24 protein-coding genes are annotated in these 21,727 nt (G+C 54.2%); 23 read left to right on the top strand and 1 reads right to left on the bottom strand.

The annotated features are described in order from the left end of the window. The first annotated feature begins 112 nt into the window (after positions 1–112). The 23 genes from urtA to AC007G_RS22985 all read left to right on the top strand — a co-directional run bounded on the left by urtA (position 113) and on the right by AC007G_RS22985 (position 21,090). Positions 113–1,384: an urea ABC transporter substrate-binding protein gene (gene urtA / locus AC007G_RS23095; RefSeq protein WP_004862326.1), complete on the top strand. Its 1,272-nt coding sequence runs from the start codon at positions 113–115 to the stop codon at positions 1,382–1,384. Positions 1,385–1,521: 137 nt separating this feature from the next. Next, positions 1,522–3,087, top strand: a complete 1,566-nt coding sequence (gene urtB / locus AC007G_RS23090) for an urea ABC transporter permease subunit UrtB (RefSeq protein WP_032687563.1) — start codon at positions 1,522–1,524, stop codon at positions 3,085–3,087. Continuing rightward, complete coding sequence (gene urtC, locus AC007G_RS23085; RefSeq protein ID WP_032687566.1) at positions 3,087–4,160, top strand: urea ABC transporter permease subunit UrtC; 1,074 nt, start codon at positions 3,087–3,089, stop codon at positions 4,158–4,160. Before urtB ends, urtC begins: the two co-directional genes overlap by 1 nt. After that, positions 4,160–4,957 (top strand): urea ABC transporter ATP-binding protein UrtD, encoded by a 798-nt coding sequence (urtD, locus tag AC007G_RS23080; protein WP_032687567.1) that lies wholly within the window; start codon positions 4,160–4,162, stop codon positions 4,955–4,957. Before urtC ends, urtD begins: the two co-directional genes overlap by 1 nt. Before the next feature lie 9 nt (positions 4,958–4,966). After that, complete coding sequence (gene urtE / locus AC007G_RS23075) at positions 4,967–5,665, top strand: urea ABC transporter ATP-binding subunit UrtE (RefSeq protein ID WP_142631031.1); 699 nt, start codon at positions 4,967–4,969, stop codon at positions 5,663–5,665. 794 nt (positions 5,666–6,459) lie between these two features. After that, on the top strand, positions 6,460–6,711 hold the full coding sequence (locus tag AC007G_RS23070) for a Flp family type IVb pilin (RefSeq protein ID WP_142631032.1): 252 nt from the start codon (positions 6,460–6,462) through the stop codon (positions 6,709–6,711). A 105-nt stretch (positions 6,712–6,816) separates the two neighbouring features. Then, on the top strand, positions 6,817–7,689 hold the full coding sequence (locus tag AC007G_RS23065) for an RcpC/CpaB family pilus assembly protein (protein ID WP_032696127.1): 873 nt from the start codon (positions 6,817–6,819) through the stop codon (positions 7,687–7,689). Between the two features lie 65 nt (positions 7,690–7,754). After that, a complete protein-coding gene (locus AC007G_RS23060; protein ID WP_032696128.1) occupies positions 7,755–9,152 on the top strand; it encodes a type II and III secretion system protein family protein in 1,398 nt (465 codons plus the stop codon). Between the two features lie 35 nt (positions 9,153–9,187). Beyond that, positions 9,188–10,327: a CpaE/TadZ family protein gene (locus AC007G_RS23055; RefSeq protein WP_032696129.1), complete on the top strand. Its 1,140-nt coding sequence runs from the start codon at positions 9,188–9,190 to the stop codon at positions 10,325–10,327. Positions 10,328–10,383: 56 nt separating this feature from the next. Then, positions 10,384–11,673: a TadA family conjugal transfer-associated ATPase gene (locus AC007G_RS23050; RefSeq protein WP_142631034.1), complete on the top strand. Its 1,290-nt coding sequence runs from the start codon at positions 10,384–10,386 to the stop codon at positions 11,671–11,673. Further along, the gene (locus AC007G_RS23045; protein WP_142631035.1) at positions 11,670–12,572 is read left to right on the top strand and encodes a type II secretion system F family protein; all 903 of its coding nucleotides are present in this window, start codon (positions 11,670–11,672) and stop codon (positions 12,570–12,572) included. The genes AC007G_RS23050 and AC007G_RS23045 overlap by 4 nt, the downstream gene beginning before the upstream one ends. Before the next feature lie 7 nt (positions 12,573–12,579). After that, entirely contained in the window at positions 12,580–13,425 is an 846-nt protein-coding gene (locus AC007G_RS23040) for a type II secretion system F family protein (protein WP_049264461.1), read from the top strand. Next, complete coding sequence (locus AC007G_RS23035; RefSeq protein ID WP_142631036.1) at positions 13,413–14,717, top strand: tetratricopeptide repeat protein; 1,305 nt, start codon at positions 13,413–13,415, stop codon at positions 14,715–14,717. Before AC007G_RS23040 ends, AC007G_RS23035 begins: the two co-directional genes overlap by 13 nt. Positions 14,718–14,752: 35 nt before the next feature. Continuing rightward, entirely contained in the window at positions 14,753–15,214 is a 462-nt protein-coding gene (locus AC007G_RS23030) for a hypothetical protein (protein ID WP_032696131.1), read from the top strand. A 31-nt stretch (positions 15,215–15,245) separates the two neighbouring features. Then, positions 15,246–15,611, top strand: a complete 366-nt coding sequence (locus tag AC007G_RS23025) for a roadblock/LC7 domain-containing protein (protein WP_032687582.1) — start codon at positions 15,246–15,248, stop codon at positions 15,609–15,611. A 44-nt stretch (positions 15,612–15,655) separates the two neighbouring features. After that, positions 15,656–16,216: a GTP-binding protein gene (locus AC007G_RS23020; RefSeq protein ID WP_223306627.1), complete on the top strand. Its 561-nt coding sequence runs from the start codon at positions 15,656–15,658 to the stop codon at positions 16,214–16,216. Then, a complete protein-coding gene (locus tag AC007G_RS23015; protein WP_142631037.1) occupies positions 16,216–16,689 on the top strand; it encodes a roadblock/LC7 domain-containing protein in 474 nt (157 codons plus the stop codon). Before AC007G_RS23020 ends, AC007G_RS23015 begins: the two co-directional genes overlap by 1 nt. Continuing rightward, positions 16,682–17,077 carry a hypothetical protein gene (locus AC007G_RS23010; RefSeq protein WP_032696133.1) on the top strand — a complete coding sequence of 132 codons (396 nt, stop codon included), beginning with the start codon at positions 16,682–16,684 and terminating at the stop codon, positions 17,075–17,077. The genes AC007G_RS23015 and AC007G_RS23010 overlap by 8 nt, the downstream gene beginning before the upstream one ends. 54 nt (positions 17,078–17,131) lie before the next feature. After that, positions 17,132–17,557: an A24 family peptidase gene (locus tag AC007G_RS23005; protein WP_142631038.1), complete on the top strand. Its 426-nt coding sequence runs from the start codon at positions 17,132–17,134 to the stop codon at positions 17,555–17,557. Between the two features lie 89 nt (positions 17,558–17,646). Beyond that, positions 17,647–18,072 carry a hypothetical protein gene (locus tag AC007G_RS23000; RefSeq protein WP_032696135.1) on the top strand — a complete coding sequence of 142 codons (426 nt, stop codon included), beginning with the start codon at positions 17,647–17,649 and terminating at the stop codon, positions 18,070–18,072. Further along, positions 18,050–18,655 carry a tight adherence pilus pseudopilin TadF gene (gene tadF / locus AC007G_RS22995; protein ID WP_142631039.1) on the top strand — a complete coding sequence of 202 codons (606 nt, stop codon included), beginning with the start codon at positions 18,050–18,052 and terminating at the stop codon, positions 18,653–18,655. Before AC007G_RS23000 ends, tadF begins: the two co-directional genes overlap by 23 nt. 29 nt (positions 18,656–18,684) lie before the next feature. Next, positions 18,685–20,430, top strand: a complete 1,746-nt coding sequence (locus tag AC007G_RS22990) for a TadE/TadG family type IV pilus assembly protein (protein WP_032696137.1) — start codon at positions 18,685–18,687, stop codon at positions 20,428–20,430. 24 nt (positions 20,431–20,454) lie between these two features. Next, positions 20,455–21,090, top strand: a complete 636-nt coding sequence (locus AC007G_RS22985) for a lytic transglycosylase domain-containing protein (protein WP_032696138.1) — start codon at positions 20,455–20,457, stop codon at positions 21,088–21,090. Positions 21,091–21,256: 166 nt separating this feature from the next. Here AC007G_RS22985 and AC007G_RS22980 read toward each other — a convergent pair whose 3' ends face one another. Continuing rightward, on the bottom strand, positions 21,257–21,727 hold the full coding sequence (locus AC007G_RS22980) for a helix-turn-helix domain-containing protein (RefSeq protein ID WP_032687699.1): 471 nt from the start codon (positions 21,725–21,727) through the stop codon (positions 21,257–21,259).

The following is a 21,727-nucleotide window of genomic DNA, read 5'->3' as shown; positions in this document are numbered from 1 at the left end:
CCGCGCCGTCGCGCGCTTTCCCGCCGTCAGATAACCTGGCACCGTTTTTGCCTTATCACTTCCGGATAGTCGTTCATTCATTTTTCGTTTTTGCGATTTTCAGGAGTGAATCATGCAGCGTCGAACATTATTAAAAGCTTTCGCACTCTCCGCCTCTACCGTTCTCATGGGCTACTCTTTCCAGGTTTATGCCGCCGACACCATTAAAGTCGGGATTATGCATTCGCTCTCCGGGACCATGGCGATTTCCGAAACCCCGTTGAAAGACGTGGCGCTGATGGCGATTGACGACATTAACGCTAAAGGCGGCGTGCTGGGGAAAAAGCTCGAGCCGGTGGTTGTCGATCCCGCGTCAAACTGGCCGCTGTTCGCGGAAAAAGCCCGTCAGCTGCTAACCCAGGACAAGGTGGCGGCGGTCTTTGGCTGCTGGACATCGGTCTCACGAAAATCGGTTCTGCCGGTTTTTGAAGAGCTGAATGGCCTGCTGTTCTATCCGGTACAGTACGAAGGCGAAGAGATGTCGCCAAACGTCTTCTATACCGGCGCGGCGCCGAATCAGCAGGCGATCCCGGCGGTGGAATACCTGCTGAGTGAAGATGGCGGCGGGGCGAAACGCTTCTTCCTGCTGGGCACCGATTACGTCTATCCGCGGACCACCAACAAAATTCTGCGCGCCTTCCTGCATGCAAAAGGGATCCAGGATAAGGACATCGAAGAGGTCTATACCCCGTTCGGTTACAGCGATTACCAGACCATCGTGGCCAACATTAAGAAATTCTCCGCCGGCGGTAAAACGGCGGTGGTTTCTACCATCAACGGCGACTCCAACGTCCCGTTTTATAAAGAGCTGGCCAACCAGGGGCTGAAGGCCACCGATGTGCCGGTGGTGGCCTTCTCGGTCGGTGAAGAGGAGCTGCGCGGTATTGATACCAAACCGCTGGTGGGGAACCTGGCGGCGTGGAACTACTTTGAGTCGGTCGATAATCCGACCAACAAACAGTTCGTGGCGGATTACCGTGCCTATGCCAAAGCCCACAAGTTGCCAAACGCCGACACCGTGGTGACTAACGATCCGATGGAAGCCACCTGGGTTGGGCTGCACATGTGGGCCCAGGCGGTAACCAAGGCGGGGACCACCGATGTCGATAAGGTGCGGGCAGCGATGGCCGGCCAGACCTTCAACGCCCCTTCGGGCTTCACTCTGACCATGGACGCGACTAATCACCATCTGCACAAACCGGTGATGATTGGCGAAATCGAAAGCAACGGGCAGTTCAACGTCGTCTGGCAGACCGATAAGCCGGTGCGCGCCCAGCCGTGGAGCCCGTGGATCGCGGGCAACGATAAGAAACCCGATCATCCAATAAAAACTGCCGCGAATTAAGCGCCTCTCTCCCGGGTGCGCATGCGTTGCCCGGGCGACATAAGTCGCCCCGGTAAGCGCCAGCGCCACCGGGGATATCCCGGAATCCCGCGCGACCCTCGTTAGCGTTAACGGGGAAATGACACAAGGAGATACTCATGAGCACATGGCGCATAGTGGGGTATTACCTCGCGCTACTGGTGATGATCGTGCCGTGGCGGGCGCAGGCAGCGGACGCGGATGATTTTGTGGCGGCCAACCGCACCCAGCAGGCGCGCCTGCTGGAACAGTGGGCTGCCGCGCCGGACGCCCAGCGACTGCCGCTGCTGCGGGCGCTGAAAGCGGAAACTCTGGTGGCGGACGACAGTGGCCACGCCTTCAGCCAGCAGCAGGCGCTGGGAGCCGCGCACTCTCCACAAGGGGCGACAAAACCGGTTCGCCTCACCAACCGCCTGCGTAATCTGGTCGCCGGGGCGCTGGCCACCCATCTGCTTGTCAGTGACAGTGTCACGGAAAGAGCGGCCGCCGTCAGAACGCTACAGCGGGAGGCTACGCCGGAAATGGCGGGGCTGTTGCAACAACGGTTGGCGGTTGAAACCGATGAGGGCGTGAAAACGCAGCTGGACATTGCGCTGGCCCGTCTGCAGCTTGCCAGCCCGGACAGCGCCAGACGGCTGGCTGCCGTTGAGCAGCTCGGCCACTCGGTGGATCCGGATACCCAGGCGCTGCTGATTCCCTATACCGATCTTCAGCATGAGCCTGACGCCCGCGTGCGCGCTGCGGCAGCAAACAGCCTGAGTCAGATTAAACAGCGTCTGCTGCTCGGCGATATTCTCGGCCAGGCGTTTATGGGGCTGTCGCTGGGGTCGGTTCTGCTGCTGGCGGCGTTGGGGCTGGCTATCACCTACGGGTTGCTGGGCGTCATCAATATGGCGCACGGCGAGATGCTGATGATCGGCGCCTACAGCTGCTGGCTGGTGCAGCAGGCGCTGGCCCAGCTGGCGCCGCAGTGGCTGGCTTTTTATCCGCTGGTCGCGCTGCCGGTCGCCTTCCTGATAACCGGTGGCATCGGCATGGCGCTGGAACGCACCATCATTCGTCATCTCTACGGCCGGCCGCTGGAGACGCTGCTGGCTACCTGGGGGATTAGCCTGATGCTGATCCAACTGGTGCGCATGCTGTTCGGCGCCCAGAACCTGGAAGTGGCCAACCCGGCCTGGCTCTCCGGCGGTCTGCAGGTTTTGCCGAACCTGATCCTGCCGTGGAACCGCCTGGCGGTGCTGGGCTTTGTGCTGCTGGTGCTGTTCTTCACCTGGTTAATTCTCAATAAAACCCGCTTAGGCATGAACGTACGGGCGGTGACGCAGAACCGGGCGATGGCGGCCTGCTGCGGCGTGCCGACCGGGCGCGTGGATATGCTGGCGTTTGGTCTCGGTTCGGGTATCGCCGGGCTGGGGGGCGTGGCGCTGTCGCAGCTGGGTAACGTCGGCCCGGAGCTGGGACAAGGTTATATCATCGACTCCTTCCTGGTGGTGGTGCTCGGCGGCGTCGGCCAGCTGGCGGGGAGCGTGGTGGCCGCCTTTGGCCTCGGCATCTTCAACAAAATCCTTGAACCTCAGCTCGGGGCGGTGTTGGGCAAGATCCTGATCCTGGTGCTGATCATCCTGTTTATTCAGAAACGTCCGCAGGGGCTGTTTGCCTTAAAAGGGAGGGTTATTGACTGATGAGCCAACCAATTACCTTAACATTAGCGCGTAAGGCGCCGCGGCCGCTGCTATGGCTCGGCGTGCTCCTGGTGCTGGGGCTGCTGAGTATGCCGTTTCTGGCGCTGCTACCGCAGTCGCATCCGCTGGCGGTTTCCACCTGGCTGCTGACCCTGAGCGGTAAAATCCTCTGTTACGCCATTGTCGCCGTTGCGTTGGATCTGGTCTGGGGCTACGCCGGTATGCTGTCGCTGGGCCACGGCATCTTTTTCGCCCTCGGCGGCTATGCGATGGGGATGTATCTGATGCGCCAGGCGGCGGGCGACGGTCTGCCGGCATTCATGTCTTTTCTGTCGTGGAGCGAGCTGCCGTGGTTCTGGTGGGGAACGCAGCACTTTGCCTGGGCGATGCTGCTGGTGGTGCTGGTTCCGGGGCTGCTGGCGCTAGTCTTCGGCTGGTTTGCTTTCCGCTCTAAAATCAAAGGTGTCTACTTCTCGATTATGACCCAGGCGTTGACCTACGCCGGCATGCTGCTCTTTTTCCGTAACGAAACCGGTTTTGGCGGCAACAACGGTTTTACCGGATTCACCACGCTGCTTGGCTATTCCGTTACCGCGACCACCACGCGGGCAGCGCTATTTATGGTCACGGTTTTACTGCTGCTGCTGACGTTAGGGATCGGTTATCTGCTGGCGCAGAGTAAATTCGGCCGGATCCTGACGGCGGTGCGTGATGCGGAAAACCGGCTGATGTTCTGCGGATACGATCCGCGCGGATTTAAGCTGCTGGTGTGGACGCTGTCGGCGGTGCTGTGTGGCCTGGCAGGCGCACTGTACGTGCCTCAGGTGGGCATTATTAACCCCAGCGAAATGTCGCCGACCAACTCCATTGAAGCGGCTATTTGGGTGGCGCTGGGTGGACGCGGCACCTTAATTGGTCCGGTTCTTGGCGCCGGGCTGGTGAACGGGGCGAAGAGCCTGTTCACCGTCACGATGCCGGAGTACTGGCAGCTGTTCCTTGGTCTGATTTTTATCATTGTGACCCTGTTTTTACCTCGCGGGGTTATTGGCCTGCTACGCAAAGGAGACCGCTAATGCAACCGGATGAAGGCCTGTTTACCCGCCAGCAGCCCACGGACCGCTTTCGCGCGCAGACCGACCCGGTACTGGAGCTGGAGAACATCAACGTCAATTTTGATGGTTTCCAGGCGCTGACGGATCTCTCATTGCAGATTGGCGTGGGCGAACTGCGCTGCATTATCGGGCCGAACGGCGCCGGGAAAACGACGCTGATGGATGTCATTACTGGCAAAACCCGGCCGCAGAGCGGCAGGGCGCGCTATGACCAGTCCATCGACCTGCTCGGACTTGACCCTATCGCTATCGCCCGCCAGGGGATCGGTCGCAAGTTTCAGAAACCGACGGTGTTTGAGGCGCTGACCGTCGCTGAAAACCTTGAGCTGGCGCTGAAAGGCGATAAGTCGGTCTGGGCCAGCCTGCGGGCGCGGCTGAACGGCGAGCAGGAGGACCGCATCAGCGACATTTTGCGCCTGTTGCGTCTTGATGGCGAACGTACGCGCCCGGCGGGGCTGCTTTCTCACGGGCAAAAACAGTTTCTCGAGATCGGCATGCTGCTGGTTCAGGAGCCGCATCTGTTGCTGCTGGATGAGCCCGCTGCCGGGATGACCGATGCTGAAACCGAGTATACCGCCGAGCTGTTCCGCACCCTCGCCGGGCAACATTCCCTGATGGTGGTGGAGCACGATATGGGGTTCGTCGAAACTATCGCTGACCGGGTCACGGTGCTGCATCAGGGACAGGTGCTGGCAGAGGGCTCGCTGCGCGAGGTGCAGGCGAATGAGCAGGTGATTGAAGTGTATCTCGGTCGTTAAGGAGAGCGAATGTTACAGGTTAATCAGTTACATCAATATTATGGCGGCAGCCATATTCTGCGTGGGGTTGATTTTGAGGCCCGGCAAGGCGAGGTCACCTGTCTGCTGGGACGCAATGGCGTGGGTAAAACCACCTTACTGAAGTGCCTGATGGGGCTGATTCCGGCACGCAGCGGCGAAGTCATCTGGCAGGAGAAAACGATGACCCAGCGTAAACCGCACCAGCGGGTACAGGCCGGTATCGCCTATGTGCCGCAGGGGCGTGAAATCTTTCCTCGCCTGACGGTGGAAGAGAATCTGCTGATGGGGCTGTCGCGGTTTCCGGCCAGGGACGCCGGGCAGGTACCGGAAGAAATTTATCAGCTGTTTCCGGTGCTGAAAACCATGAAACAGCGGCGCGGCGGCGATCTCTCCGGCGGTCAACAGCAGCAGCTGGCCATTGGCCGCGCGCTGGCCAGCCGGCCACAATTGCTGATCCTCGATGAACCGACGGAAGGTATTCAGCCGTCGGTCATCAAAGAGATTGGCGAAGTGATCCGTCAACTGGCGAACCGTGGCGATATGGCCATTCTGCTGGTCGAGCAGTTTTATGACTTTGCCGCCGCCCTTGCCGACAGCTATCTGGTGATGTCGCGCGGGGCGATTATTAAGCATGGAAAGGGCGCGGATATGGAAGCGGAAGGGGTGCGCGGCATGGTGACGATTTAAAGGGCTGGCATGATTGAGGGCTTTGTCGCATTGAGGCAAGGCCCGTGTGCTTTCGACATACCCATCCTATAATGAACGGCTGTCTGTTCGCCATTTATTCTGCATTAAGTATAAAACTCAGTATATTTCATTGTTAGTCGTTCAGTTTGCTTATCTGTCTGCTCTCTATAAGATGACTCCGTTGATGATAGGGCGGTAATTGCGCCGTCCCTTTGATTAATTTCTGCGGCTCGCTCGTTCATTATTATTCATCATTTTAGGAGTTTTCTTTGTTTTAATTATTTGTTATTTATATGTGTGGCAGGCATCAATATCCGCCATATATTGTAAGCGATAAATCACTCCTGCGCCTGCCGAAAATGTACTTAAGCTGCGAATTTAACGTCAAAGCCAGCGCTAAATACCAAATGTTGATTTCTATCGAATGTAATGGTTGTTGAATTGTGTGTTTATTATGAAATCACCCGCTAAAAATAAACGCTAGCCGCTGCAATTTTGTTGCGAGAAATACCGCCGCATAACGCCTGATTTATAAGTAGTTCGTCTGTCTTTTATACTCATTTTTTGCCTATAACGATCGATTAAAACGATCGTTATATGTTAAATGATAGCTTTTGGCTATTAACCGGACTGAAATCGATCGATTATAAATATTAGCTGGCGACAGAATTAACAGGCTATTCTTCTGTCGCCCGGAGAATATCAATGAGCGAAAGATTAATTCTTTCTATGAATATATTTTGGGCGACATATAAATTTAAATATTGAATGATGGTTAAATAAGGAAACTGGTAATGCTAAATCGTGTTTATGACAAGTATCTGGCTGCTTATACCTGTGTTGCTGGATGCATTCATGATTTCAAACGTAATGAAAAAGGCGTCACCGCCGTTGAGTACGCGATTGTCATCGCTGGCGTGGCCGCCGTTGTCGCCGTTATCTTCGGTGAGGATGGAACTGTATCAGATTTGTTAACAGGTATTTTTAGTAAAATCGAAACTTCGGTTAATGGATCTATGGGAATTGGCGGTACCCCTGCGCCATAAGCCTCTACACGTTCATTAATGTTTTTTATACGGGCATAGCAGGACGCAATGTCCGTATTTATGAATTTCAGATACATGGATACTGTCAACGCAAAGTGGAAAACAATGAATATGAAAAGAGGCGGTCTGCTAGTTTATGTGGTGATGATCGTTGTCGGTATTCTGGGGCTGTTTTTCTATTTTAACCAATCCCGTCCGGCGGCCATTCTGCAGGCCAGTCAGCCAGAAAAAAAACCGCAGCAGACCATCAGCGTGGCGGTGGCTATTCGTGATTTAGACGCCAGTACGGTATTACGGGCCGGGGACTTTCAGATGAAAACCGTGACGGTTGAGGTCGGCAGTAGCGACGCTCAGTTTAATCTCGCCGGTAAAAGTCTCGATAACTGGGCGTTAAAAAGCGCGGTGCCAGCGAATTCATGGATTTTGCCGGGATTACTGGCGGAACCAGGCAGCAATGAATATCTGAGCCTGTTTTTACAGCCGGGAAATATTCTCTACACCTTCGAGTTAAACAAAGCAGACAACTATTTATTAAATAACGTCAAGGCCGGGCAGGGGGTGGATATTTATCTCTCCTATCGCCGGATATACCCCAAACATGAAGATACCCTGGAAGTGGGCGCCGACCAGTCCAGGGAAAAAAATCAGCTTTATAACCGTCTGAAACCGCTGATGGGTAATAAGCGGGTGCTGGCGATTCGCCCGGCAAAAACGGTGGTCAATAACGGCGTCAGCGTGGTGGAAAAGGGGAGTCAGCTGGTGGTGGAGCTGCAGGATCGCGAGGTCAAGATGCTGAAAGGGCTGGGCGGTGAGCTGGCGAATGTTCTCCTGTTCCCGGCGGCAACCTCCCCGGAGGGGAAATCGACCATTGCGCTCCCATCGCTGGAGGCGGCGTGGCCGGTCAGCGACGACGTGATTTTTAATCTACCTCCCGTTCCTGCAAAGCTCGCCTCAGAAATTAACGAGCTGCGAGGCTAAATCGCCGCCTGACGTCAGGTGGCTTATAACACCATGGACCCCCGGATACAGGGATATTTTAAAACATGACTCAACGATTGTACTGCATTAAAAGGCTGTTTGTGCTGCTGGTGTTTTGCACGTTTTCCCTGGGGGCCTGGGCGGAGGTGGTCAATCTCAAACCCGGGCAATCGAAAACGCTGCGCTTCGCCAGCGCCGTTAATACGGTGTTTGTGTCAGACCCGGCCGTAGCCGATTACAAAATCGTCAACGATAAAAATATCGTGTTGTATGCCCGCAAGCTGGGCAGCACCGAACTGGTGGTCTATGGCGCGCAGGCGAAAATATTGATGAATCTCAGCGTGGATGTTGACCCGTTTCTGAGCGATATCCGTCAGCGCGTGGCGCGCGAATTCCCCGGCAGCGCGGTGGAGGTGAAACGTTTCCTGAATGCCGATAAAGCCACGTGGATCCTGAGCGGTACGGTGGCCGATGAAGAGACCCGCGATGGGGTCTATCAGCTAGTCGGCAGCCTGGTCGGGGATGGCGGCGGTGGGAAAAGCAGCGGCGACAGCGACAGCAATAAAGGCCCCCGTTTTGCGGTCGCTAAAGTCTATGACAACGTCATTAACCGCTTACAGCTCCCGTCCTCGAACCAGGTCAACGTCAAGCTGACCGTGGTCGAGGTCAGCAAAGAGTTTACCGACAATCTGGGCATCGAGTGGAGCAGCCTGACGCTGGACAGCATTATCAGCAGCGGCAGCAGCGTGAATAGCCCTGGCATGTTCAACCTACTAGGTTTCCGCCGCGGTTTTGACGCCGCCAATATCAGCACCCTGATTAACGCGGTCAAAAATGACGCCATTGCCCGGGTGCTGGCGCAGCCGAACCTCACCGTGCTTTCCGGAGAGTCCGCCAGCTTCCTGGTGGGCGGCGAAATTCCGATTATGGTCAAAGATCAGGACTCGGTCACCGTGCAGTATAAAGAGTTCGGTATTCGCCTGAATGTCACCGCTAAGGTCGAAAAACGGCAGAAGATACGCCTGTTTGTCTCCAATGAGTTAAGCAGCGTCACCGGCTCATATGCCTATAACGACTATCAGATCCCTACCATGCGCACCCGACGTTCCAGCTCTACCATCGAGCTGGCGGATGGCGACAGCTTCGTCATCGGTGGCTTATTAAGCGAGGCGGATAAAGAGTCGCTCACCAAAGTGCCGTTTATCGGCGATATCCCGGTTCTTGGGGCGCTGGCCCGCAGCTCGATGACCGAAAGAAGCAAAAGCGAACTGGTGGTCTTCGCCACGGTGAATCTGGTGAAGCCGCAGGCAGAAGCGGCGGCCCGCAAAATGTCGTTGCCGTCCTTTCGCCGCAGCTCGGTGGAAAAACTGTTCTTCAACGTCGGCGTCGACCAGAAAATGCGCGAAGACCGTTTAAATAGTGATGCCGGACGCTTTCTGGAACAGGGCGGCTTTGCCCGCTAACCGTCTCGCGTCATTAAAATATTCTGGAGTGAAAGATGAAGTTGTTTTCGGATGCCAAAAAGAAAAGCGAGCCAGAAGCCGCGCATAAAGCGAAAAAGGGGGCCGGGCAATCAATTATGGTCATCTCCCCCGATAAAGAGATGCTCTCCGATATTTGCAGTTTGTTATTAATCAATAACTTTAATAACGTTATCAGCCACCCGCTTGATTTTTTTGCGCTGCAGGACGACAGCATTTTACGCGGCGCCGCGACGGTGATCATTGATATCGGCAGCTGCAATGACGTCACGTTGATATGTGAAACGGCCACGTTGCTGATTCCGGCCAGCGCGCGTCAGGTCTTTCTCGGCCGCAATGACTCGATTGCTTTTGCCCAGGCGCTGATGAGCGCCGGCGTCTGCTATCTGCATATTCAGTCCCAGCTGGCGCAGTTGGCCGGGCAGCTTCAGCAGCCTGACAGCGCCCTGGCGATGCGCAGCATGATGAAAATCAGCCTGTTGGGCTGCAAAGGCGGCGCGGGTACCACGACCGTGGCCTGGCAGCTGTTTCAGGCCATCGGTATGCAGACCTCGATCCCCTCGCTGTTGGTGCAGGGCGCCAGCGGCAGCCGGGATCTTGATTTAATCACCTCCCGCACGTTGCCCAGAGACGGGGCGATCACGGCGATGGGGCCCCATCAATCCGCGCGAATTGAACCGCTGGATGCGGCCTGGACCTATGACGATAGTCACTTTAATGCGTTCAATCTGGTGATATTCGATCACGGCGTCTATGCCCAGCCCTACGAGCATCTTGAGACGGTCTTTACGCAATCCAGCACCTTGATTCTGGTTATTAACCGCGATCTGAGCGCGCTGCGGGTGGCGAAGTATTTACTGGATGAGAAGCAGCGTGTCGACCTGTCGCGTGGTGGCAAAGAGCTGCGGGTTTTCATCTGTCTCAATGAGAATCACCCTATGCACGGCGATGAGCTGCGCAATGATGACATTGAGCAGTATCTGGGATGCCCGCTGGCGGTGATTAATCCGTGGAACGTGAAGAAAAACCAACCGTTGTCGGCCACCCCGCTGTGGCGTTTTGCCGCGCAGAGCCTGCTGGGTAAATCAGAACAGGAAACGGCAAAGAGAAGACTATTTCCATCGTTATTCACATTACGTCCCGACCGTAAGTCGTAACGGACAGCGGAGTTCGCCGCACGGCGAGGACATAACTTTTAAGGATAACGAAAGCGATGGATACGGAGAGCTTTGAATCCCTGCTCTATTTTCGCGAGCAGGTGCTGAAGAGCGTTGATTTAGAACGGGTTGATGCGTTGCGCCACGACCGGGATGCGCTGTTTCGTGAAATCAGTGAGGTGATCACGCGGCAGGTGAACAGCAGCGGCAGATATTTATCCTCCCGCGCCAGTCACGATCTGTGCGAGCTGGTCACCGATGAGATCACCGGCTACGGCCCGCTACGGGAATTAATGGAAGACGACACCATCAGCGATATTTTGGTTAACGGGCCGGATCGCATTTTTGTCGAGCGTTTTGGCAAACTTGAACAGGTCGATAAACGCTTCCTCAACGACGTTCAGCTCACCGATATCGCCCGGCGGCTGGTTTCGCGAGTAGGGCGCCGGGTCGATGATTCCCAGCCGCTGGTGGACGCGAGGATGCCGGACGGCAGCCGTCTGAACGTGGTGATTTCACCGGTGGCGCTGGATGGCGCGTCGATCTCTATCCGTAAGTTTGGTAAGGGCAAGAAATCGCTGGCCGACCTGGTGGAGTACGGCAGCATGAACGAAATGATGGCCAATTTTCTGGTCATCGCCAGCCGCTGCCGGGTCAACATTATCGTCTCCGGGGGAACAGGGTCGGGAAAGACCACGCTGCTTAACGCGATGTCGCAGTACATCAATGAAGATGAACGAGTGCTTACGCTGGAGGATGCCGCGGAGCTGCGTCTACAGCAGCCGCACGTGGTTCGCCTGGAGACGCGAATGGCCGGTTCGGAAAACCAGGGGGTGGTGAATATGCGCCATCTGGTGGTGAATGCGCTGCGTATGCGCCCGGACAGGATCATCGTCGGCGAATGCCGCGGCGAGGAGGCGTTTGAGATGCTGCAAGCCATGAACACCGGTCACGATGGTTCAATGTCCACCCTGCATGCCAACTCGCCGCGCGATGCGCTGGCGCGTCTTGAGAGCATGATCATGATGTCCAGCGCCTCGCTGCCGCTGGCGGCTATACGCCGCAATATCGCCTCGGCGGTCAACATCATCGTCCAGGTATCGCGCCTGCCGGATGGTTCGCGCAAGGTTATCAATATCGCCGAGGTGATGGGCATGGAAGGGGACAATATTATCCTGCAGGACATTTTCAGTTTCGGCGCCGACGCGGATCGCAACGAGTACGGCAAGATTCAGGGGACGTTTACCTGTTTTGGGCTGCTGCAGCGTTCGGCGGTGTACCGCCAGGCGCTGGTCCACGGCCTGCTTGAGCCTTTAAAACAACTGTTCGGGAACCGGATGCCATGATGATCATTTTTAGCTTTCTGCTGCTGGCAGGCTGTATTCAACTGGGGTTGTGGTATCGCCAGCAGAAGCGTATGCAACGTTTGCAGCAGGCGGACGCCGCCCGCAACCGGGTGGAGCTGACGAGGCGGCTGATGCGTAATCCGCTGGGCGGCTGGTTATCACGCATGATGGGCGATATGCGTCTTCATCTGCTGGGCAAACAGCGCAGTACCGCCTTGCGCCACGGGCTGATTCTGCTGCTGGTCCAGGCCGCCAGCCTGTACGTTAACCAGAATTACCTGAACCTGAGTCCGGTCATTATCCATCCCGCATTCTTTGTGCTGACGCTGTACGGTCTCTATCTCAACAGCAAGAAAAAAATGCGCCTGCAATTTGATGCTCAGTTTTCGGAAGCATTGAATATTATTAACAGCTCAATCCGCGCCGGTAACTCCGTTATTCAGGGGATTGAGCAGTGCGGGCAAAAAATTGACGGCGTGCTCGGGGATGAGTTCAGACAGATTTCCCAACGCCTGGAAATTGGCGAGGATGTGGAAAGCGTGTTTATGGCCTCGTGGCGACGCCTGCCGTTTAGTGAGTACTACTTTTTCATCATTACCGTACAGCTGAATATGAAAGGCGGGGGTCAGGTCAAAGAGGTGATGTCGCGTCTCGGCACGCTGATCTCGAACGCCAGGGTGCTGGAGAAGAAAAAATACGCCATGACGTCGGAAGTCCGCATGTCAATTAAGATCCTGACGGCGATTCCCATTTTTTTCTTTTTCTTTCTGAAATATCAGTCGCCGGCTAATTTCGATATTTTACTGCACCACCCGACGGGCCAGATGATGCTCTATTACGCCATTTGCAGCATTCTGCTGGGACTGCTGATTGTCTGGATGATGATGAATAAAATATAGGTGGCATATGTTTTATATTATTGCGCTGACGCTGCTGGTTTTGGGCGCCGGAGGGTTAACGCGGGTCTGGCTGCTAAAACGGCGCCGGGAGCGTATTTATCACCTGCTGGAACAGAGCAGCCAACAGTACGCTTTTATCCCGCAGGATAATACGACGCCGGTTGAGCGAATAATGAGGAAAACCAGTCGCCTGGTCTCCTGGACCGCGATGCTGGATAAAAATATTGTCGCTAAAACGTTAACCGTCGTCATCGCGACGGTACTGCTGGTATTCGTTGATGCGGCTGGAATTTATACCTTTTCCCGTGAAATGTTATTCCTTTGCGTATTAGCCTGCGTGGTGGTGGTTATTCTGTTACCGAATCTGGTAAAGGAAATGACCATCAAAAAGCATATGAAAAGGATCTCTGACGACCTGCCGTTTGTTATCGATATGCTGGCAGTCTGCGTACAGTCCGGAATGACCATTGAAAAAGCCTTACGCTATATCGCCGACAATACCTATGCCATTAATCCCAATATCGCCACCCTGTTTGACAGGGCGATGCTCAAAACGGAGGTCAACGGGATTAACGCCGCGCTGGAACAGCTCTATGAGGAGGTGCCGGGGACGGAAGTCAGAATGCTGTGTTCGACTTTACAGCAGAGTATTAAATATGGCTCGTCGATATATCAGGTGTTGATCGATCTGTCGAAAGAGATGCGCGAACTGCAGCTGCTGAATACGGAAGAGAAGGTGGCCAGCCTGTCAGCAAAAATGACGTTGCCGATGATCGCCTTCATTATGTTTCCGCTGCTGGTTATCGTTGCGGGGCCAGGTTTTATAGGGATGGTGTCAATGTGGTCAAAATAATCTCTCTTACGACGTTACTGGCGCTCTTTGTGTTGTGTGGATGCCAGAGTCAAACCGGCAGCGGTGGTGAACTCAATGATAGCCAGCGTGAATATATTCTCAGTAAGGTCAATAACTATAATGGCTTGATCAAGCTTTACCGTGAAAAGCTCAGCCGTAAAGAGGATAAGGATACCCGGTACCAGCTGGCGGAATACTATTATCTGGCGGAGGATTTCGACTCTTCCCGCCAGTATTTGCAGCCGCTGATCGCCAACAATCCTGATGAGCGGGCGTTATTACTGGCCAGTAAAAATCTGATGGAGCTCGGGAATTATAGCGATGCGCAGGCGATGGTTTCCGCTGTGCTCAGGCAGAACCCCAAAAGCGGGGAGGCCTGGAATATGCAGGGGATCCTGCTGGCGCAAGATGGCGATTTTAGCGGCGCCGCCCGGGCGTTTAATCAAGCGAGGCAGCGCTTTGTTGATGACGATATCGTGATTAACAATCTGGCGATGCTGGCCATCATGCAAAACGATTACGCCACTGCCAGAGACTATCTTTTTTCTCTCTATGGCAGGGGGCATGCGAGCCAGAAAGTGCTGCATAACCTCGTCTACGTGCTGGTGAAGCTCCAGGACTTTAACGGTGCCGAAAGTATCCTGCAGCAGGAAAAGATGGCCGACCGTAGCGAAGGGCTGATGGAAGCCCTGGCGAAAGTGAATCCGCGTCCGCTGGTGCGCTCCGCTGCGTCTTCAGCCCCGGCTCCGGTGACGGTCGCGAAAAGCGCTGCGCCAGCGGTGAAATCTGCTGCGCAGGCCAGCGTTGCGCCGCCGGTGGTCAGCACCACTGCCGCTGGACGTAGTCCGGTCTCCGCTCAGGATGAGATCGCCCGGCTGCTGGATAATCAGCCGACGGTGAAGCCGGCAGGGCTGCCGGAAAAGGCCTCGCTGTCGTTAACCAGCGGTCTGAAAGACGTTTCTGCGGTTCGCTCCGGGCGCCATCCCGGCTATTTCCGCATGACGCTGGAGTCGCAGCATGCCATTAATTTCCGTGAACTTCCCAGCGCGGATAAAAATAAGCGTATTTTTGAATTACAGAATGTCAGGCTAGGGCATGCGTTGCTGCGGGCGGCGAACGATATTCCCAGGGAATATCCTAACATCAACAAATTGACGTTTTATCAGAATCAAACTGATGCGGTTTTAATTGAGTTTGAATTTACCCACTCACTGGCCAAATCGAAGGTATTCCGCATCGCCGCGGGTAAGAGTCCAGGGGAACGACTGGTGTTTGATATTTATTACGGCTGAACCGCCGGATCTGCTTTTATACGGAAATAATTATTATGAAAATTTATGAATACAAAGATCTGCTGGTGCAGGTACCGGCGGGCGTCACGCATCTGATGATCGGCGCGGATGGAGTATTACGCGGCTATCGCAACAGGCCGGATATGTCGTTACCCCGCCCCTGGGAAACCGCTGACAGTATTATTCCAGGCGTACTGAACTGGGAAAAATCACACGCTGAGATTGTCGCGCTGCGGGAATACTCTCCGGTTATTATCCACGAGTTTGCGCAACCGGGAACCGAACGTTTCCGCGTCGGTGATAAATATACGCTGCATGCGACTATCAATGAGGAACTCTGTTTGACCTCAGAGGTTCATGCGGTGGTCAGTTGCTATACGCCGGGCATGAAGCCATGGTGCCAGATATTAAAACTGAAGGTCGAAGGGCTCTCTATCGACAATATCTTGCTGGCAAATGTTAAAGAAGTTCTTCATGACTTAAAGGTCACTGATTAATTACAACAGAATGAAATGACAGGAGAAAATAATGGCTGAAATGGAAAAGTTACTCGATGGACTGGTTAACCTTGATGGTGCGCTGGGCGCGGCGCTGGTCGATGCGCGTAATGGCATGCTGTTGCACGGCGTGGGCTCCGCCGGTCTGGATGTCGAAATTGCCGCCGCGGCCATTACTGACGTTCTGCGCGCCAATATCAAGATGCTGAAATTAATGGCTACCGGAGATGAGGTGGAAGACATCCTGATTACGCTGGGTAAACAGTACCACATACTCCGACCGGTGAGGGCCGTGGATGGGGTATTCGTTTATACCATTCTCGATCGCCGCAATGGAAATCTGGCGCTGGCCAGACGCAAAGTGACGGACGTCGAAGAGGCCATCGTCATTTTATAAGTAACCCCGCCGGCGTTAAGCCGGCGGAGGACATAAGGTTCGGGATGATGAAAGACTATAAGGTGATCCTGGTAGGGCGCAGCGGTTCAGGTAAGACCACGGCTATCCGTAGTGTCAGTGAAATCAACGTCGTGTCAACGGACGTACGGGCCTCGGACCGCGTTGTGGCAGAGAAAGAAACCACCACCGTGGGTTTTGACTACGGCGAACTGACTATTCCTGGGGGGCAAAACCGGATGCGGCTTTACGGCACTCCGGGGCAGGAACGCTTCACATTTATGCGCGATATCCTGGAACGCGGCAGCGCGGGGATTCTGCTGCTGGCCGATAATCACCGGCCTGACCCGCTGGCGGAGACTCGCAGCTGGTTGCAGGCGCTGAAATCCGGCCCGTTGCCGGGGAATGCGATCGTGCTACTGGGCATCGTTAAGTGTGATTTGTCCCCCTTACCTGATATTGAACAATACCAGCGCTTGCTACGGGAGGAAGGTCTGTGCTTTCCGGTCGCTACGCTGGATGCACGCAGCCCGGAAAGGGTTTTATTTCTGCTCAAGGTGCTGTTTTGCCAGCTTGAGCGTGCCAGAAATGAAGAGGTTTATTCCTGATGACAAGCATACTTCCTTTTGCGATTGAAGATGCCGGTACCCTGTCTACTGAACTCAGCCAGCAGATTCAGCAACTGCTGCTCGAGTTTGCCCGGAACCATCCCGTCATGGGGGAGCTACTGGTGGCGACCGCAGATGGTTACGAAGTCGCGGCGGTGCTCAAAGAAGAGGACCCCGGGAGGTTACATAAAATCGCGGCGATGACCAGCTCCTTGCTCGGGGTGGGCGCCGCGATGCTGAATGAAATCGATGCCGGAGGGCAGAAGGCCATCACCGTCGAGGGCGAGAGGGACAATATCCTGCTCTGGCAGGTCGCTACGCAGCGTTTTCCATTATGTCTGACTGTGGTGGCCTCCGCGCAGGAGCCCCTCGGGCAACTATTCTGGCTTCTGCGCCAGTTGGCGGCGGCCATTGCTGAGATTTGCCATGCGCAGCCCGATCTGCCGCCGCCACAGGAATATGATTATGAATGATCCGTTAACAATGTCCTTCGCCGTCAGATTATGCTCGGCAGATATGAGCTGTGGTTTTATTTCCGTTACACCGGTACTGGATAACAGGGCAGAATTAATTCAGCAGCGCCTGAACTGGTATCACCAATGGCTACACTCGCTGAGTTGCCAGTTGCAAAAAGAGAGGCCGGTTCCGCAAGATATTTTCCCGCTTCTGCTGCAGCAGGCGGTTGAATTAACGGCTGCCGATATTCTTAGCGATGCCATTGCGCTGGCTCCAGTGCTTTACGATCGCGACAGCAAAATCATGGAGAGCGTAACCACTTATTTTTCCTGGCTCCAGACATGCACTCTGTCGGGCCCGGAAGATAATGACATGACGGTGCTCGAGAACCCGTCCACTGAATAAAAAGTGACGCGGTTAAAATCATATTTTTATGACGAGCGGAGAGCGAGGATTATCGTGGATATCATTTGGCTATTGACTGCCGGTATTAGCGGAGTGCTTATCTATATTTGCTATATGGATATCCGCTGGCGGCGGATTCCTAACCGGGCCACGCTGCTGATACTGCTGCTCTCCTGTCTCGCAGGATTTACGCATATGCCATATCCGGCGTTCATTCTCCCCGGCATCCTGCTGGCGCTGGGTTTTATCGCCGTGATGGTGAAGTTGATGGGCGCCGGGGATATTAAGCTGGTGTGCGCGCTGGCGGTGGCGCTGTCAGTACCGGAGACCGGCAATTTTTTGCTGCTGACGGCCATCGCGGGTATTCCCGTCTCTCTTGCCAGCCTGCTCTATTTTTATTTCTTCGCCCGCGAGCAACGCGCGACGGTGCCATATGCGCTGGCCATCAGCTGCGGGTACTGGCTACAGGCGTGGGTATAACCATTGGTGAATGTATGTTAACAAAGATAACAAGCGGCCTGCGTCGTTATTTATGTGATGAACACGGCGTAGCGGCTATGGAATTTTCCATGGTGTTTATTCCTTTTATTATTTCGATACTTTTTATTGCTGAGATGTGCCGGGTGGTTTTTATTTCCTCGGCGCTGGATCTGATTATCGCCGAGTCGGGGCACATTGCCGCTATTACCCGGGTGCCGGAAAACTATCAGCACTATTTTAATGATGAGATAAATAAACGTATGGCGGACTGGCCGCTGATTTCACGCGATGTCCATGTCGAGCTGTCGGTGGCCTGGTGTGACAGTATTTCTGCGGTGCTTAACCACGCCTGCACCACCACGGATGCGCGCAATAAGCCGCTGGCATTTTATAGCGTGACCACTGATTATCAGCCGCTGTTTTTTTTCTTTCCTTCCCAAAGTGTCATCCGTGAACTGAGCCGCAAGATTTTACTGGTACAGGAATTTCAGCGTGAGACAGAAAATGGTGAGTAAAACGATGGGCGCTATACAACGCTATTTGCGCGACGATCGTGGATCCGTCGCGATTGAGGCCGGTCTGTACTTCGTCGTCTTTTTTTTGCTGTGTGCGCTGCTGGTGGATTTCAGCGCCGTCTTTCTGAATAAAAGCTACCTCGAACGGGTAACCCATTCGCTGGCCAGCGTTGTGCGCGAAAGGTCCGCCTTTTACGGTGAAAAAGAGGAGCTAAGCCAGCAGGAAGTCAGTGACCTCTACGAACTGGCCGGCGTTTTACTGGAGGAGAGCCGCCTGGCAGGCAGCCGTTATCAGCTGGTGGTGGAGGCCGTCTTTTTTCAACCCAGCGGCAGTAAGGCGCAAAAAAACGTGTTGAATACCCAGTCTTTGTCCCAGGGGACCGGGAGCTGTCGCAGCCGACTTGCGATAACCAGTACGCAGATTGCGGATCTGTCGCCGTGGGATACGAAAGGGCGCTGGCTGCCGGTTTATCAGGTGACGATATGCCTGCCGGGCGGCGAGAGCATGTTTAAACGCGCGCTGAATAGCGTCGGAATAGAGATCGGCGATATTGCCATCAGCAATGCGGTGATCCCGCGTTAATACCGTTCCTTATGGGCGAGGTGAAAATTATGCGAAGCCGGTTTTTACGGTTTATCGTACGTCTTTTGCGTCAGGAGTACGGCGCGATAACCGTGATGTTTGCCATTATGTTTCCGCTGTTAATGATGTTCTATTCGGTGGCGTATGATGGCGCTAATTTACAAAGCAGTCGCGCCAGGCTGGCGGATGGCCTTAATCAGGGCGTACTGGCGGTGGCCATGGTCGATAACCGCAATAGCACCGCCGCGGATAAGGCGGAGAATATTACGCTACTGCATAACTACCTGTCCTACTATGTGCCGGATGCGACGATCGCCAAAAACGATCTGACCGTTGCGGTAGAAGTGAACTACAGCACGACGGAAACCGGCAAACTTGACTCCGTGGACTATACCGCCAGCGGGAAAGCCAGCATGCGGCCAATAATCGGCGCGCAGCAAGAGGTCGGTTTTGACTCCGCGGTGGATATTCGTGCCGACAGCGGCGCGGGAGTGGTCAGAAAAACATTTGAAGAGATAAAGTACCCGACTGACTATGCGCTGGTGCTGGATTTTTCAGGATCGATGTTAAGTTCGTCCTCAGAGCCAGGACTGACCAGAATCGAGTTGTTACGTAAAGTTGTCACGGAGTTTATTGGCGAGGTTTTAAATGATGACTCAGTGACTAATACCGTAGGAATTATTCCCTTTACTGCTGGTGTATCAGTCATCCTTCCTGGAGAGAATATTGCTGGGGGGGGAAATTTTGGTTGTTCATATGTTGGCAAGTTCCTGCCAAAGTATGCAGGGGTAGATCTGGATTTTTGGTATAACAAAATTAGGTTTAACACTACAGCAACAACACCTACGGAAGTTCTCCAGTCGTATAACTATGATTCATTATTATACGGCTGGTACAATGATGTCGTTAGTCCGGCAACAGGATTTAGTATAGATGAAATGGTTAATAAAGGCTGGTGTGTGAAAAATCCACAATACGGTAGTACGGTTGGAAGAGCTCAATATAGTTGTGATGCTGACACGCGGGCCAATCTTTTTAATCACTATACTGAATTTCAGGAAAGCCGCGCAGCAGCACATGAACTCATGTATTATGCTTATACCCAGCGTACAATATTCAATACTGTAACGATGGATTTTGACGGTTTAGTTGCCGATGACTTTATGTTTTCAGATCAGGCCGTGACCACTTTCAAGTATATGGTTAATACTATTGCTAATCGGCCTTTTTATTTTGACTGCTATTCAACATTTGGTAGTATTAGTACAACTGTTGCGAGCAATACATTGAAGAGCAAGACAGCTAAACCAGCTTCTTATCTTATTGAGTTAACTAATGACCGTCAAATAATTGATAAATTCAGAGAGATGAATGTCACCGATGGTACAACCTATGTCACTTCAGGACTACTGCGCGCGCTTCCTGTCATCGCTAAAGGGAATAACCCAAGGAAAGCAATAATTGTCATTTCAGATGGCATTGATATTGATGGTGGTGTTTTGACCAAAAAATTATTTGATCAATATAATTTGTGCAACCGAATTAGAGAGGGGCTGCTGCGTTACCCTGAGGGTACGCCTACACAACTGGCGGATATATTCTTTATTTTCACGGTCAATAGCTCAGAAACGACCACAGCTCTCGATCTCTGGCGCAATTACTGCGCAGGAGACAACGTTTTTCTCGCCACCAACTACCAGGACATTATTAACGTCCTGACGGGGATTGCGAAAAAATCCTCGGTGAAATTTATCAATAAAAATGAGCCGGAATAACCCCCCGCGTGACAGGAGGTCAGAGTGTTGGATTTGGCTGTTTTGGCTAATCAGTGTGCGCCAGACATCGCGCCCCAGGTACTGGAGCGTTTAATGAAAGTGGAGTCGTCGTTTAATCCTTACGCCATTGGCGTGGTGGGCGGGCGACTGGCGCGTCAGCCCCGGCATAAGGAAGAGGCTATCGCTACCGCGCAGTATCTGGCACAGGCGGGCTGGAATTTTTCGCTGGGGCTGGGCCAGGTGAACCGCCATAACCTCGACAAATACGGACTGGATTATGAAACCGTCTTCGATCCTTGTCATAACGCCCGTGCCGCTGCAGGTATTTTTAATCAATGCCTGCGTCGCGCTTCGGTCAAGTTTTCAGCGCAACAGGCGCAGCTGGCGGCGTTTTCCTGCTACTACAGCGGCAATTTCCGCCGTGGCTTTCTTCCCGAAGGGCAGACACAGACCAGCTACGTAGACCGGATCATGGCGGTGAAACCGACGCTGACAGCTGGCAATGCCGCGCCCATTGCGGTGATTCCGGATGGGCAATCCCGACCAACGGCGAAAGCCTCCGCCGCAAAAGAAAACCGGCAAACGACGCCCGGAGCCAGGCTATCCCAGGTCGCCGGCGCTTCATCCCATCGAGGGGTGAAAGCTCTGCGGGGTGATTAGCCGGGGTATGCCTGCGGCGGATGATTCTGATCGGTGTCATGCTCTGGCAACGAAGTCTCCCCGGAGGCGGCGCGCGGCGCCTTATCCGGCCAGGTGCTAGCAGAGGGCTGGAACCGTAGCCCCGCTCAGCGTCAGCACAAGCGGGGGATAGCGGCAGGCTAAAAAACTATTTACGCAGCAGCCGCTGTAACCGCGTCTGACGCCAGCTGCGGATCCATCCGCCGAAAACAAACAATCGCAAACCTCTCACCAGCAGCAATGCCCCCCAGATCCCGGCGACCCAGGCAGACCAGTAGTTGCCTGGGTCGGTAAACCGGTTAAGTAAAACCAGCAACACGCACACCACCACGGCGGTCGATAACGAGCGGAAAAAGCGGCTTTCCTGATGCACGCGCGCTTTTGCCTCTTCGATACGTAAATCGAGAGACTCTTCATGGCCCGCCGGGGAGTCACCGGTGATATCGGCAACGTTAACTTCAAAGACGGCGGCAAGGGCGCTCAGCGTTTCCAGCCCTGGGCGATCGCCGTTCTCAATACGCTGGATAGTCCGCACGCTGAGGCCGGCAAGTTCTGCCAGCTGCTCCTGGGACCATGCGCGCTGCAGACGTAGTTGTTTAACCTGATTACTGCTGTTCAT

The sequence above is a fragment of the Klebsiella sp. CSG-1 genome (assembly GCF_056521145.1).
Note: the sequence above shows the minus strand (reverse complement) of the source record. Positions and strands in the feature narration are given on the sequence as shown.